12 protein-coding genes are annotated in these 13,272 nt (G+C 65.8%); 9 read left to right on the top strand and 3 right to left on the bottom strand.

What is annotated here, in order from left to right; genetic code table 11:
• Positions 1-299 precede the first annotated feature (299 nt).
• The 3 genes from CVM73_RS32945 to CVM73_RS32955 all read left to right on the top strand — a co-directional run bounded on the left by CVM73_RS32945 (position 300) and on the right by CVM73_RS32955 (position 3,218).
• The gene (locus CVM73_RS32945; protein ID WP_100235938.1) at positions 300-1,112 is read left to right on the top strand and encodes a UDP-2,3-diacylglucosamine diphosphatase; all 813 of its coding nucleotides are present in this window, start codon (positions 300-302) and stop codon (positions 1,110-1,112) included.
• Between the two features lie 13 nt (positions 1,113-1,125).
• Entirely contained in the window at positions 1,126-2,169 is a 1,044-nt protein-coding gene (locus CVM73_RS32950; RefSeq protein WP_100235939.1) for a glycosyltransferase family 4 protein, read from the top strand.
• A gap of 65 nt (positions 2,170-2,234) precedes the next feature.
• A complete protein-coding gene (locus CVM73_RS32955; protein ID WP_100235940.1) occupies positions 2,235-3,218 on the top strand; it encodes a threonine/serine dehydratase family protein in 984 nt (327 codons plus the stop codon).
• A 176-nt stretch (positions 3,219-3,394) separates the two neighbouring features.
• On the opposite strand, the gene CVM73_RS32960 is transcribed toward CVM73_RS32955, so the two are convergent.
• Positions 3,395-5,140: a caspase family protein gene (locus tag CVM73_RS32960; RefSeq protein WP_167407190.1), complete on the bottom strand. Its 1,746-nt coding sequence runs from the start codon at positions 5,138-5,140 to the stop codon at positions 3,395-3,397.
• A 157-nt stretch (positions 5,141-5,297) separates the two neighbouring features.
• Between CVM73_RS32960 and CVM73_RS32965 the strand changes: the two genes are divergently transcribed.
• Together CVM73_RS32965 and CVM73_RS32970 are read left to right on the top strand one after the other, a co-directional pair.
• Positions 5,298-5,741: an RbsD/FucU family protein gene (locus CVM73_RS32965; protein WP_100235942.1), complete on the top strand. Its 444-nt coding sequence runs from the start codon at positions 5,298-5,300 to the stop codon at positions 5,739-5,741.
• A 137-nt stretch (positions 5,742-5,878) separates the two neighbouring features.
• Positions 5,879-6,238 carry a hypothetical protein gene (locus tag CVM73_RS32970; protein WP_167407191.1) on the top strand — a complete coding sequence of 120 codons (360 nt, stop codon included), beginning with the start codon at positions 5,879-5,881 and terminating at the stop codon, positions 6,236-6,238.
• Positions 6,239-6,613: 375 nt separating this feature from the next.
• On the opposite strand, the gene CVM73_RS32975 is transcribed toward CVM73_RS32970, so the two are convergent.
• Entirely contained in the window at positions 6,614-7,969 is a 1,356-nt protein-coding gene (locus CVM73_RS32975) for a hypothetical protein (RefSeq protein ID WP_167407192.1), read from the bottom strand.
• A 75-nt stretch (positions 7,970-8,044) separates the two neighbouring features.
• Here CVM73_RS32975 and CVM73_RS32980 point away from each other — a divergent pair, with 75 nt between their 5' ends.
• Positions 8,045-9,247, top strand: coding sequence for an MFS transporter (locus CVM73_RS32980; protein ID WP_100235944.1), 1,203 nt, complete (start codon positions 8,045-8,047; stop codon positions 9,245-9,247).
• Here the strand turns inward: CVM73_RS32980 and dgcA are convergent.
• On the bottom strand, positions 9,217-10,212 hold the full coding sequence (gene dgcA / locus CVM73_RS32985) for an N-acetyl-D-Glu racemase DgcA (protein ID WP_100235945.1): 996 nt from the start codon (positions 10,210-10,212) through the stop codon (positions 9,217-9,219). The genes CVM73_RS32980 and dgcA overlap by 31 nt on opposite strands.
• A 143-nt stretch (positions 10,213-10,355) precedes the next feature.
• On the opposite strand from dgcA, the gene CVM73_RS32990 reads away from it, so the two are divergent.
• From CVM73_RS32990 to CVM73_RS33000, 3 genes are read left to right on the top strand one after another with little or no spacing between them, the layout of a single operon-like run.
• Positions 10,356-11,489 (top strand): MlaE family ABC transporter permease, encoded by a 1,134-nt coding sequence (locus tag CVM73_RS32990; protein WP_100235946.1) that lies wholly within the window; start codon positions 10,356-10,358, stop codon positions 11,487-11,489.
• Positions 11,490-11,491: 2 nt separating this feature from the next.
• Positions 11,492-12,274 carry an ABC transporter ATP-binding protein gene (locus CVM73_RS32995; RefSeq protein ID WP_167407193.1) on the top strand — a complete coding sequence of 261 codons (783 nt, stop codon included), beginning with the start codon at positions 11,492-11,494 and terminating at the stop codon, positions 12,272-12,274.
• Positions 12,275-12,303: 29 nt separating this feature from the next.
• Positions 12,304-13,182 (top strand): MlaD family protein, encoded by an 879-nt coding sequence (locus CVM73_RS33000; RefSeq protein ID WP_100235948.1) that lies wholly within the window; start codon positions 12,304-12,306, stop codon positions 13,180-13,182.
• The last annotated feature ends 90 nt before the right edge of the window (positions 13,183-13,272 follow it).

The following is a 13,272-nucleotide window of genomic DNA, read 5'->3' on the forward strand; positions in this document are numbered from 1 at the left end:
TCCCGCTTGCGGGAGAGGTCGGCGCGAAGCGCCGGGTGAGGGCTTTCTCCTCTTGGGGAATCCCACCGGGGGAAACACCCTCTCCCCAACCCTCCCCCGCAAGCGGGGGAGGGAGCGTACCTACCTCGTGGGCTCCGTCGCGAAACTGATCTTAGAAGGCCCTGCGGCGCCATGTCGCCTGATTGTCGCATGCGACTGATATTCGCGGGTTGGGCGAGGCGAAGTTTGATTCGTATCTGAGGTGCCTCAAGGTTCAATCGGTCATCCCCCTGTCACGGGACATTGTTACAGGCTGGCGCATGGGAAGTTACGATGTGAGTGACGAAAGCCCGGAGCGGCGCTTTCGCACGTTGTTCATCTCCGACGTTCATCTCGGGGCCCGCGGTTCTCAAGCCGACCTTCTGCTCGACTTCCTGCGCTACCATGATGCCGACACGATCTATCTCGTCGGCGACATCGTCGACGGCTGGGCGCTGAAGTCGAGCTGGCACTGGCCGCAATCGCATAACGACCTCGTCCAGAAGCTCTTGCGCAAGGCGCGCAAGGGCGCCAAGGTCATCTACATTCCCGGCAATCACGACGAGTTCCTGCGCAACTATTACGGCACGCATTTCGGCGGCATCGACGTGGTCGAGAACACGGTTCACACCGGCGTGGACGGCAAGCGCTATCTCGTCATCCACGGCGACATCTTCGACCTCGTGGTGCAGAACGCGCGCTGGCTCGCCCATCTCGGCGACAAGGCCTACGACTTCGCGATCCAGATGAATCGCTTGGTCAACTTCTTCCGCCGCCTGTTCGGCGTGCCCTATTGGTCGCTGTCGCAATGGGCCAAGCAGAAGGTCAAGAACGCCGTCAACTATATCGGCGCGTTCGAGCAGGCGCTCGCGGCCGAGGCGCGACGTCACGAAGCCGACGGCGTGATCTGCGGCCACATCCACTACGCCGTCATCCGCGACGAGGCCGGCATCCGCTACATGAATTGCGGCGACTGGGTCGAGAGCTGCACGGCCCTGGTCGAGCATGACGACGGCCATTTCGAGATCATCACCTGGGCGGACCATCTGCAAAGGCCGGCAGCCGTTCCGCAGGTCGCGGCAAGAGCTGCGTAATGAGGGCCGCCTGATGCGCATCCTGGTCGCGACCGACGCCTGGCACCCGCAAGTCAATGGTGTGGTTCGGACGCTGACCAAGCTCGCTGACGCCGGCAAGAGCCTCGGCGTCGAATTCGCGTTCCTGACGCCACAATCGTTCCGTACCTTTGCGATGCCGAGCTATCGCGACGTGCGCCTCGCGATGCCGCGTCCGGCGCGGATCGCGAGGTTGATCGAAGAGGCGCGTCCCGACAGCATCCACATCGCGACCGAAGGGCCGATCGGCTTGATGGTCCGCCGCTATTGCCGCCAGCGCAAGCTGCCGTTCACGACCAGCTTCCACACCCGTTTCCCCGAATATGTCCGCGCCCGCGTGCCGGTCCCGGGCTCGCTGATCTGGCGGGCACTCCGGCGATTCCACAGCCCCAGCCGCGCCGTGATGGCGGCGACCCCTGCGCTCGCGCGCGAATTGACCGAGCGCGGTTTCGACAATGTCGTGCTGTGGCCGCGCGGCGTGGACACAAGGTTGTTCCATCCCCGCGTCATTGATCTCTGCCTGCCCGCACCCGTGTTCCTGTCGGTCGGCCGGGTCGCGGTGGAGAAGAATCTCGAGGCGTTCCTGGACCTCGACCTGCCCGGCACCAAGGTGGTCGTCGGCGATGGCCCGGCGCGCGCCTCGCTGGAAGAGGCCTATCCCGATGCGATCTTCCTCGGCGAGAAGCATGGCGAGGAACTGGCGGATATCTATGCGGCCGCCGACGTCTTCGTGTTCCCCAGCAAGACCGACACCTTCGGCCTGGTCCTGCTGGAAGCGCTCGCCAGCGGCCTGCCGGTGGCGGCCTTCCCCGTGAAGGGACCCCGCGACGTGATCGGCGATGCGCCGGTCGGCGCGCTCGATCACGATCTGCGCAGCGCCTGCTTCGCCGCGCTCGACATTTCCCGGCAGGATTGCGTCGCGTTTGCCGCCAACCACACCTGGGAAGCCTCGGCGCGGGTCTTTGTGGCGAGCATTGAGGCGGTCGGGGCGGTGCTGCCCGGCCGGAACGGGGCGGAACAGCCACGCTTCGTGGCCTAGTCGGGAAAAAAACCTCGCACGGAGGTGTCTTGCCCGGGCCTCATCGGCCGCGATAACATTCCGCCATGACCGAACAGCTCCTCCCGATCGGCCCTGCCGACATCGATGCCGCAGCGCGCGTGATCGCGCCTTACGCCATCCGCACCCCGCTGTTGTCCTTTCCCGTGCTCAACGAGCGCGTTGGCGCAAAGGTCTTCCTGAAGCCGGAGATGCTCCAGCGCACCGGCTCGTTCAAGTTTCGCGGCGCCTTCAACAAGGTGTTCTCGATCCCACAGGACAAGCGCGCCGGCGGCGTCGTTGCGTTCTCCTCCGGCAACCACGCCCAGGGCGTGGCGGCGGCGGCAAAAATCCTCGACATGCAGGCCACCATCGTGATGCCCGCGGATGCGCCGCTGTCCAAGCGCGAGCGCACCAAATCCTACGGCGCCGAGGTCGTGCTGTACGATCGCGACAAGGACGACCGCGAAGCGATCTCACGCGGCATCGCCGAGAAGCGCGGCGCGACACTTGTAAAACCCTATGACGATCCCTTCGTGATCGCGGGGCAGGGCACCGCCGGCCGCGAGATTGCGGAAGACATGGCAACGCTCGGCCTCAGCCCCGACATCGTGGTGGCGCCGGCCTCCGGCGGCGGCCTGATCGCGGGTGTCGCCACGGCGGTGAAGGCGCGCTATCCGTCAGCCGAGATCGTGGTGGCCGAGCCCGAGGCATTCGACGATCACGGCATCTCACTGACCGCCGGCCATCGCGAGCCGCATCCGCCGGCAGGCCGCACCATCTGCGACGCGCTGATGGCCTTGATGCCTGGTGAGATGACCTTTGCGATCAACAGCAAGCTGCTCGCGCGCGGCGTCACGGCGTCCGATGCCGAAGTCGGCGCGGCTGTTGCATTCGCCTATCGCGAGCTCAAGCTCGTGGTGGAGCCCGGCGGCGCCGTCGGTCTTGCCGCGCTGCTCGCCGGTCGCCTCGACGTCTCCGGGAAGAACGTCGTCATCGTGCTCTCCGGCGGCAATGTCGATGCGGATCTGTTCGCCGAGCTGGTGGCTTAGCCGTCATTCCGGGGCTCGCGAAGCGAGAGCCCGGAATCCATTTCCCCACCGTCTCTGCCGCACAATGGATTCCGGGCCTGCGCCTCACGGCGCATCCCGGAATGACAAGAACTGACATGAAGAAGGGGCAGAGCGTCGCCGCTCTGCCCCTGTGTCGTGTGCGTATTACAGCCTGGTCAGTGCATGAAGCCGCCGCGACGGTTGCCGCCGCCGTTCATGCTCGGCGCCTGGTTCATCGACTGCCGAAAGTTGTTGTTGCTGTTGACCGTGCGGTTCGGCACCGTGTTGAGCTGCGGACGGTTGTTCTGCACGTTGTTCTGCACCTGCACCTTGTTCACCGGGTTGTTGTTGGGCTTCACGATGCCGGTGTTGCCGTTGTTGATGCGGATCGGCTGGTTCTGCGTCTGAACATTGACCGGCTTCACGTCGACCTTCGTGCCGCCTTTGCCGACATTCACCGGCATGCTCACGATCTTGCCAGAAGAGCCGTTGGCCGTGCCGGCATTATCGCCGCCGCTCTGCGGATTATTGGTCGCAGGCAGTGTCACGATCTTGCTGATGCCGCCCTTGCCGTTGGTCGGCGCGGGCAGGTTGACGATCTGGCCGCCATTGCCGGGCTTGCCGATGACGTTGCCGTCGACCGGTTTCTGCACGAGCGGCAGATTGCCGTTCACCTGCGCGCCATTACCCTGCTGCAGCGGCATGTATTTGGGCTGGCCGAGATTGCCGATCTTGATGGTGGGGGCAATGGTCTGCGGCGCCAGGAACTTGGTCGCCTGCATCAGGGGGATCTGCTTCGGCTGCGTCTGCAGCTTCAGCGCGACCTGCGCATAGGGGCTATTACCGTAGCTGTCATAGAAGCTCTTGTAGGCAAGCGGCGAGTTGGCGAGCACCGCCTTGTGCCAGGCCTGCGAGATCAGGAGGTTCTTGAGCAGCCAGCGGATGTGGTCGCACAGCGGGTCGTGCGGATACATCTGGATGAACTCCTGATAATATTCCGGACGGCCCTCGGACACGACGTAGTCATAGGCCTGGCGCGTCGAGCGGCTCGGCAGGTTGGAGGCCATCTGCACGACCGGCGCATTCACGGGCGCACGGTTGGCGGCAACCGCGGTGTTACCGAAGAAGGTGAAGTCGCTCGTCAGCGACGAGCTCTCCCACGGGATCTGCGCGCCGCTGGTGGTCTGGTTGACCTGCAGGCGCACGCGCTTGAACAGCTGCTCGATCGGCACGTTGGGCTCACGCGCGACGTTCAGGAAGGCCTGCGTGTAAGGGCTGTGGCCATTGGTGCCGTCGAGCGCCTCGGCGCCCGGCGCGGTCGAGTAGCCGACGATCGAGCCGTTCGGCGCATCGACGATGGCAAGGCCCCGGCCGGCGTCGTTGACCTGGGGGAAGGGGTTGTTGCGGCAGGCATCGAGGATGACGATGCGCATGCGGCTCGGGATCGTCTCCAGCGTCGACATCACGTCGACGAGACGCACCGAATTGTTGACGAGCTCGGCCGGGCTGGACACTTTGGCGTCGACGGGAACGAGATAGTTCTCGCCGGCGAGCTGCACGCCGTGACCGGCGTAATAGACCATCGCCACCGTGTTCGGACCGCGCGAGGCGACCTTGGCGGAAAAGTCCTGGACGACGCGCAGCATGTCGTTCTGGGTCAGATCGGTCGCGGCGACCACCTCGAAGCCGGCGGAGTTCAGGAACTGCGCCATCGATTGCGCGTCATCGTCGGGGTTCGCAAGTTGCGGCGCGTTCTGGTAGTTCGCATTGCCGATCACCAGCGCCACCCGCTGCTCCGGGCCTTGCAGCGCGGCGGGAGCCGGCTGGGCCGGGGCGACTTGCGCGGAAACGGGCCCGCAGGCGAAGCCGAACAGGCTTCCCAGGAGGCTAGCCGTCATCAGGAAAGGCTTTAGGTGGAACATGGCGTGCTCCTCTGGCACTCATCTCGATGGGAGATTGGTTGCGAGGAAGCCTGACCGCGTTCGAGCTTGCGGTCCGTGATCCCTATCACCATGGCGGCGGACGTGATCTGAATCACGCTTGGAACCTGCTATGGTGAGCGATCGATTGGGAGGACACATGCTGAAATCGATCGATCCGATCCTGACGCCCGACCTGCTCTGGCTGCTCGCCGCGATGGGGCACGGCGACGACCTCGTTTTCGTCGATGCCAACCACCCGGCCACCCGCATCGCGCAGAGCACCGCATCACAGCGCCTGATCCAGCTGCCGGGCATGAGCATGGAGGTCGCCATCCGCGCCATCATGTCGGTCTATCCGCTCGACGATTTCGATCCCGATCCGGTGCGTGTGATGATGCCGGTCGACGATCCCGACCGCGTGCCCGAGGTGCAGCGCGCGGTGCTGGCGGAGATCGCTCGGGCCGCCGGGCGCGCCATCACGCCCGGCAAGCTTGCGCGTCCGGATTTTTATCGCGCGGCAGGGGCGGGTTTCGGCGTGGTGCAGGTCGGCGACAGCAGGGGCTATGGCTGCTTCCTGATCAGGAAGGGCGTGATCAGCTAGCGGGGCTGCGTTCGATCGACGCACCGCTGGATGCAAAGCGGATGCGATCTCGTGTGCGATGATCCCGCACATGGCGACCTTCAGCCAGCACTCGAATTTGAATGGCCTTCTCGCATCCGCCTGTCTATGGTCGATCCATGCCTCGCCTTGTGTGTCTATTCGTTGCCATCACCCTGTCGCTGCTGCCCACTGTCGCACCCGCTGAGCCCGTGCAAAAGCGTCCCAAGCCGGTCTGGAAGGGCTACGGTTTTCTGCCGGGCTATCGTCAGCCGCTGAGCAACAGCATTCCGCTCTACAAGCAGAAGGACGCCATGCGCCGCCTGTCGCGCGCCGACCGGCGCCACTGGTACATCGACCCGGTTCCGCAATATTACCGCTGGGATGGCGAGTGGCACTATTTCGGCCGTCCCGGCTTCAACGGCGGCCGCTACAATGGCGGCAGCTTCGGGCCGTGCTGGACGCGCACACCGATCGGGCCGATCTGGAATTGCGGATGAGGGGCTGATCGCGCCGTCATCATGGGTACTCATCCATCACCGTCACCCTGAGGCGCTCGCCTCTTCGGCGAGCCTCGAAGGGCGACGGCCCGGCTGCATCGGGGCCATTCATCCTTCGAGGCTCCCCGCACGACGCTGCGCATCGTGCGCCTCGCGCCTCAGGATGACGGAGTTAACGGTTGGCTTGATGGTGAGAGGGTGTGCGCGTCGTTCTCGCGCTCGTGCCCCGGACGCAGCGCAGCGTCTCCCTGGCGATGCGAAGCATCGTCCAGTTCGACGGTGCGCTGCAGAGCCGGGGCCCATGTTGCAGGGGAGTTTGCGGCCTCTGGGTTCCGGCTCCGCGCTTCGCTTGTCCGGGACACGAGAGTTGAGGCCTTACGAAAAGAACGCGATCTTCTCGGCCTGGGTCATGCGGCGGATGGGGGCGAGCGGGTCGTTGGCCGGTGCGCGGGGTTTTTGCAAGATGCCGCTGGCGAGGATGGTGGCGCCGAGCGAGGGCTCGGGCAAGGGCGCAGGCAGGGGCGAGGGCATCGGCAGCGTCGCGGTCGGCGCTGCCGCGAATGTTGCCGTGGCCGCCATGGCCGGGGCCTGCTGCTCCATCACTTCGGCGGCGGCTTCCGCGATGGCGTCGGTGAGGCGCGCGAGCGAGTCCATCGCGATCGGCGCGTCGGCGGGGGACTCTTCAGTGACGATCGGCTCAGCTGCGATCGGTTCCGGCAGCGCGGCGGCAACGGGCGTTGCGATGTCCGAGGCCATCGGTTCCGGCGTTGGCGCGACCGTCTCGACCGGCTCGATGATCTCGTCGAAATCAGGATCAGGCGCGGCCATCTCCATCGCGATGGCCTCGAGGATGGCTTCGTCCTCGGCTTCCGCAGCGGCGTCGAGCGAGAACTCGTCGCTTGCCTCGGTCAAGGCGGCCGCTTCAGTGGCCGGCTCTTCAAACGAGACACCTTCGAGCTCGGCATCATCAGGCATGACATGGTCGAGCGCTGCGTCTTCGGCGGCCGCGTCCATGGCCTGCTCGGCAATGGCGGCGGTCTCAGTGACGGCGGCTGCTTCGACCTCGGGAGCTGCTGCGATCTCCTGCTGCGTCTCCGTAAAAGCCAGGGGTGCTTCGCTGGCCATCGCCGCGGGCGCCGTCTCGACAGGCGAGGCTTCTGCGACGGACGATGACGCCTCCTGCGGCGTTGCGCCGCCGCCGTCGAGCTGCTCGACCCGATCCTTCAGCAGATCGAACGCAGCCTTGAGCTCGACGCGAGGATCGAGGGTCGAGATCTGTCCGCAGGCGGTCTCGATCGAAGCGAGCTGCGAATCAATGAGGTCGCAGATTCGCCCGTCGGCGCCGATCTCGCGCCAGCGCCAGGAGATCTCCTTGATGATGCGCACCCCGCGCGGGATCGGCGCGAGGCTGGCCTCGATCGCGGCGGGATCGAACGCTGCGAGTGCGATCGTCTCGGCCTCGCGAATGGCGCGGCGAATCTCGACCAGCGCCTCGGGCAGGCGATCCTCGACGACGGGTTGCCGCTGTGCCGCAAGGGTTTCTTCGATTCTGGCGACCGCGTCGAGCACCATGCTTGTGTCGGCATTGCGGTTGCGCTTGGCGTATTCGCCGAGGAACCAGCGGCCGCGCGCGGTCTCCATGAAGGCTTCGCGGATCGCGTCGTAATCCTGCTCGTTCGGCTCGGCCGCGCGGGCAGACATGGGCGAGAGGGCGAATGCTTCGTTGGCCATGACAATCTCGTCGCGCAAATCAGTGCGCGTTACTGTAACGATCACCACGATATCGACCGAATCGCAATTGGTTTGATGCAATCCGAATCACAAATCCCCATCGCGGCAGCGAAGAAGCGGCGATTCGCCGTGAACCTCGCTGTGTTCTATTCGGCCTTCTTCGCGGTTCTGGGCACGCATATGCCGTTCTTCCCGGTGTGGCTGAAGGCGATCGGCGTGGACGCGGCCTGGATCGGCCTCATCAACGCGCTGCCGGCGATCACGCGCTTCACCACGCTGCCGCAGGTCACGGCCTTTGCCGAAAAGCGACATGCCATTCGCGCCGGCATCATGGTGTCGGTGCTGGCGACGGCGATCGGATTTTCGGCCGTCGGCCTGCTGCAGCAGCAGCCGCCGCTGGCGCTGTTCCTGATCTACGCGCTGACTTGCATCATATGGACGCCGACGATGCCGCTGACCGACGCCTACGCGCTGCGCGGCGTTGCCCGCTACGGGCTCGACTACGGACCGTTGCGGCTGTGGGGCTCAGCCGCGTTTGCGGCCGGCTCGCTCGCCTGCGGCTATCTCGTCGACGTCATCGCACCGCGCGACCTGATCTGGGTCATCGTGGCGTGGGCCGTCGTTGCGGTTCTCGCCAGCCTGCTGCTTCAGCCGCTCGACGATCTCGGGCGGAGGACGCCGGAGAGGCATGCCGGCAAGGCGCTGCTGCGCGATGCCGGCTTCTGGGCCGTGATCGCATCGGCGGCGTTGATCCAGAGCAGCCACATCGCCTTTTACACCTTCTCGGCCATCAACTGGCAGCTGCGTGGCATCAGCGGGCTGACCATCGCGGCGCTGTGGACGCTGGGCGTGATCGCCGAGATCGTGGTGTTCGCGCTGTCGCCGCGCTTCTCGCTGCATCCGTCCACGCTGATGGCGATCGGGGGCTTGAGCGCCGTGCTGCGCTGGATCGTCACCGCCAGCGAGCCGCCGCTCGCGCTGCTCGCGATCGCCCAGCTCGGCCATGGCTTCAGCTTCGGCATGACCATCCTCGGCACCATGAATCTGCTGGTGCAGCGTGTGCCCTCGCATCAGATCGCGCGCGGGCAGGGCTATTATGCCGCCTGCAACGGGCTGCTCGGCGCAACAACGTCGATCGCCTCAGGCGCGATCTATGCCCGCATCGGTGATGGCGTCTATTACGTCATGGCCGCGATGGCCGCTGCCGGTGCCATTCTGATCTGGTCGGCGCGGCATCGGCTGATCGCTCATCCCCAGAGCGAGGCGTCCGGCGGATAGACCAGGCTGCCGTCATAACGCAGGCCGTGGTCGCGGTCGCGCGCCAGCAGCAGCGGGCCGTCGAGATCGACGAAACGCGCCTGCGGCGTCACCAGCATCGCAGGCGCCATCGATAGCGAGGTCGCGACCATGCAGCCGATCATGATCTCGAAGCCGAGCACTTGGGCGGCATCGGCCATGGCAAGGGCCTCGGTGAGGCCGCCGGTCTTGTCGAGCTTGATGTTCACGGCGTCGTAGCGTTCGCGGAGCGGCGCGAGCGAAGAGCGGTCATGCACGCTCTCGTCGGCGCAGACCGCTAGCGGCCTCTTAATCCTTGCCAGCGCCTCGTCCGTGCCCGCCGGCAGCGGCTGCTCCACCAGGGTGACGCCGGCCGCGGCGCAGGCGGCAAGATTGTGCTCCAGATTGGCCTCGGTCCAGGCCTCGTTGGCATCCACGATCAGCTCGGATTCGGGGGCAGCCCTGCGCACGGCCGCGATGCGCTCCGAATCGCCGTCGCCACCGAGCTTGATCTTGAGCAGCGGCCGGTGCGCGGCCTTGGCGGTCGCCGCGGCCATGGCCTCAGGCGTCCCTAACGAAATCGTGTAGGCCGTGGTGCACTCGCCCGGGACCGGGCGGTCCAGCAGGTTCCAGGCGCGCAAGCCCGCCGCCTTGGCCTCGAGGTCGATCAGGGCGCAATCCAGGGCGTTGCGGGCCGCACCGGGCGGCATGGCGGCCTGGAGGGCCTGCCGCGTCAGCCCGCCCGCCACGGCCTCCTGCATGGCCTGGATGGCGGCCAGCGTCGCCTCGGGCGTCTCGCCGTAGCGGGGATAGGGCACGCACTCGCCGCGACCGGTCAGGCCGTCCCGGCTGACCTCCGCCATAACAGTCACGGCCTCGGTCTTGGCCCCCCGGCTGATGGTAAAGCTGCCGGCGATCGGGAAGCGCTCGATTCGGGCCGTCAGAGACACAAGTTTGCTGGAAGTCATTTTGAACTCTGGCGAAATCTGAACCTGCTAGTTACCTCTAGCAACTAACAATGGGCAGTTGGGGATACCTTCTCTGGGTAAGGGCGCGTGCGCAACCATCCGATTCTATCCGTTTCCTGCGCCTCGGCACGGGAGCGGACATCTTGAGCGGCGATCCGAAGCTGGAGCGGATTGCCAAGGGCAACGCGCTGGCACTCTGCGCCACCGGGACCTGGACCGCGAGCTTTGCGCCGGTCCTGGAGCGGATGGTGGCTGACGCCGAGAAGCTCGCCGGCGGTCCGCAAAACATCTTCATCGACGTCTCCGAGGTCGCCAAGCTCGATACTTTCGGCGCCTGGCTGATCGAGCGGCTGCGCCGCAGCCTGACCAAAGGACCCGTCGAGGCGCAGATCGCGGGGCTTTCCGCCAATTATTCCAGCCTCGTCGACGAGGTGCGGCGGGTCAGGGCGACGGCCGTGGTCGACAGCAGCCCGATCACCATCACCGGCATGCTGGAGCAGATCGGCCGGGCCGTGGCTGGCGTCGCCGGCACGGTGGCAGGCCTCGTCGACATGCTCGGCGCCGTGCTCGCGGCGGGTTTTCGCGTCCTGATCCATCCGCGCTCGTTCCGCCTGACCTCGACCGTGCACCACATGGAGCAGGTCTGCTGGCGCGCGGTGCCGATCATCGTGCTGATCACCTTCCTGATCGGCTGCATCATCGCGCAGCAAGGTATCTTCCACTTCCGCCGCTTCGGCGCCGACATCTTCGTCGTCGACATGCTCGGCGTGCTGGTGCTGCGCGAGATCGGCGTGCTGCTGGTCGCGATCATGGTCGCGGGCCGATCCGGCAGCGCCTACACCGCCGAGCTCGGCTCGATGAAGATGCGCGAGGAGATCGACGCGCTGCGCACCATGGGCTTCGATCCGATCGAGGTCCTGGTGCTGCCGCGCATGATGGCGCTCGTGCTGGCGTTGCCGATCCTCGCCTTCCTCGGCGCGATGGCCGCGCTCTATGGCGGCGGTCTGGTCGCCTGGCTCTATGGCGGCGTCCAGCCGGAGGCCTTCCTGCTGCGCCTGCGCGACGCCATCTCGATCGATCATTTCATCGTCGGCATCGTCAAGGCGCCGGTGATGGCCGCCGTGATCGGCATCGTCGCCTGCGTCGAAGGGCTCGCCGTGCAGGGCAGCGCGGAATCGCTGGGTCAGCACACCACGGCGTCGGTGGTGAAGGGCATCTTCTTCGTCATCGTCATGGACGGAGTGTTCGCCATCTTCTTCGCCTCGATCGGGATGTGACGATGGCAAGAGAAGCTCAAAGCGAGATTCAAAATCCCATCATCCGCGTCCGCGACATCACCGTGCAGTTCGGCAGCACACGCGTGCTCGACGGGCTCAACCTCGACGTCAAGCGCGGTGAGATCCTTGGCTTCGTTGGCCCCTCGGGCGCGGGCAAATCGGTGCTGACGCGCACCATCATCGGCCTCGTGCCGAAGGTGGCGGGCTCCATCGAGGTGTTCGGCGTCGACCTCGATTCCTCCAGCACGTCGCAGCGCCGCAACGTCGAGCGGCGCTGGGGCGTCTTGTTTCAGCAGGGCGCGCTGTTCTCCTCGCTGACCGTGCGGCAGAACATCCAGTTTCCGATGCGCGAATATTTGCGCGTCTCGCAGCGGCTGATGGACGAGATCACCATGGCCAAGCTCACCATGGTCGGGCTCAAGCCCGAAGTCGCCGAACGCTTCCCGTCCGAGCTCTCCGGCGGCATGATCAAGCGCGTGGCGCTGGCGCGCGCGCTGTCGCTCGATCCCGACCTCGTCTTCCTGGACGAGCCGACCTCGGGCCTCGACCCGATCGGCGCCGGCGACTTCGACGAGCTGGTGAGGACGCTCCAGCGCACTTTGGGGCTGACCGTTTTCATGGTAACCCACGACCTCGACAGCCTCTACACCGCATGTGACCGCATCGCCGTTTTAGGGAACGGTAAGATCATTGCGGCAGGGTCGATCGCCGACATGCAGGCCTCGCAGCATCCCTGGCTGAGGCAGTATTTCCATGGCAAGCGCGCCCGCGCGGTCATGGGTTGAGTAGCTGGGTTGAGTAACCGGAGCACCTGATGGAAACGCGGGCGAATTACGTATTGATCGGCTCGTTCACGCTGGCGGTGATCGCCGCCGCGATCGGCTTCGTGCTGTGGTTTCAGTCGCTGCACACCACCAAGCAGCGCAGCCCCCTGCGCGTCGTGTTCGAGGGGCCCGCGGCGGGCCTGCGCAACGGCGGCAGCGTCAACTTCAACGGTATCCGAGTGGGCGAGGTGGTCTCGGTGAAGCTGGACAACCCGCGGCGGGTTGTCGCACTCGCCATGATCGAGAACAACGCCCCGATCCGCAAGGACACGCTGGTCGGCCTCGAATTCCAGGGCCTCACGGGCGTCGCCGCAATCTCGCTCAAGGGCGGCGATGAGGCCGCGGCCCCGCCGCCGCTCGACCAGGACGGCATCCCGACGCTCACGGCGGATCCCAACAAGCTCCAGGACGTCACCGAGGCGATCCGCGCCACGCTGCAGAACATCAACAAGATCGTCGCCGACAATCAGGAGACGGTGAAGAACTCGCTGAAGAATCTGGAGACCTTCACCAATTCGCTCGCCCGCAACTCCGAGAAGATCGACGGCGTGATGGCCAAGGTCGACGGCGTCATGCTCAAGGCCGACAATCTCATGCTCGGCCTCAACACGCTGGCCGGCGGCAAGGACGGCGGCGAGCTGTTCCAGGCGGTGAAGTCGATCCGCGAGCTGGCCGAGGATTTCGACAAGCGCTCTGGCGCGCTGATGAGCGATGGCCGCCGCACCCTCGGCGACATCAGCCGCGCCGTGAACAATTTCGACCGCAACCCGACCCGCGTCCTGTTCGGCGCCAGCAATTCATCGCAAGCAGCCCCGCCACCCGAGCCGCCGAAGCCGGCCGCAGCGCCAGCCGCGAGCGGCAGGCGGTAATAGGCGTCGCCTTTCGCTGGCGTGTCCCGACAAGCGGCAACGCATAAGCGTTGCCGCGCAGAGCCGGGATCTAGAAGGCAACACGGAACA

The sequence above is a fragment of the Bradyrhizobium forestalis genome (genome assembly GCF_002795245.1).
GTDB lineage: Bacteria > Pseudomonadota > Alphaproteobacteria > Rhizobiales > Xanthobacteraceae > Bradyrhizobium > Bradyrhizobium forestalis.

Coding starts and splice junctions, on each gene's coding strand:
- CVM73_RS32945 (WP_100235938.1), top strand. CDS start 300: ATGGGAAGTTACGATGTGAGTGACGAAAGCCCGGAGCGGCGCTTTCGC.
- CVM73_RS32950 (WP_100235939.1), top strand. CDS start 1,126: ATGCGCATCCTGGTCGCGACCGACGCCTGGCACCCGCAAGTCAATGGT.
- CVM73_RS32955 (WP_100235940.1), top strand. CDS start 2,235: ATGACCGAACAGCTCCTCCCGATCGGCCCTGCCGACATCGATGCCGCA.
- CVM73_RS32960 (WP_167407190.1), bottom strand. CDS start 5,140: ATGTTCCACCTAAAGCCTTTCCTGATGACGGCTAGCCTCCTGGGAAGC.
- CVM73_RS32965 (WP_100235942.1), top strand. CDS start 5,298: ATGCTGAAATCGATCGATCCGATCCTGACGCCCGACCTGCTCTGGCTG.
- CVM73_RS32970 (WP_167407191.1), top strand. CDS start 5,879: ATGCCTCGCCTTGTGTGTCTATTCGTTGCCATCACCCTGTCGCTGCTG.
- CVM73_RS32975 (WP_167407192.1), bottom strand. CDS start 7,969: ATGGCCAACGAAGCATTCGCCCTCTCGCCCATGTCTGCCCGCGCGGCC.
- CVM73_RS32980 (WP_100235944.1), top strand. CDS start 8,045: ATGCAATCCGAATCACAAATCCCCATCGCGGCAGCGAAGAAGCGGCGA.
- dgcA (WP_100235945.1), bottom strand. CDS start 10,212: ATGACTTCCAGCAAACTTGTGTCTCTGACGGCCCGAATCGAGCGCTTC.
- CVM73_RS32995 (WP_167407193.1), top strand. CDS start 11,492: ATGGCAAGAGAAGCTCAAAGCGAGATTCAAAATCCCATCATCCGCGTC.
- CVM73_RS33000 (WP_100235948.1), top strand. CDS start 12,304: ATGGAAACGCGGGCGAATTACGTATTGATCGGCTCGTTCACGCTGGCG.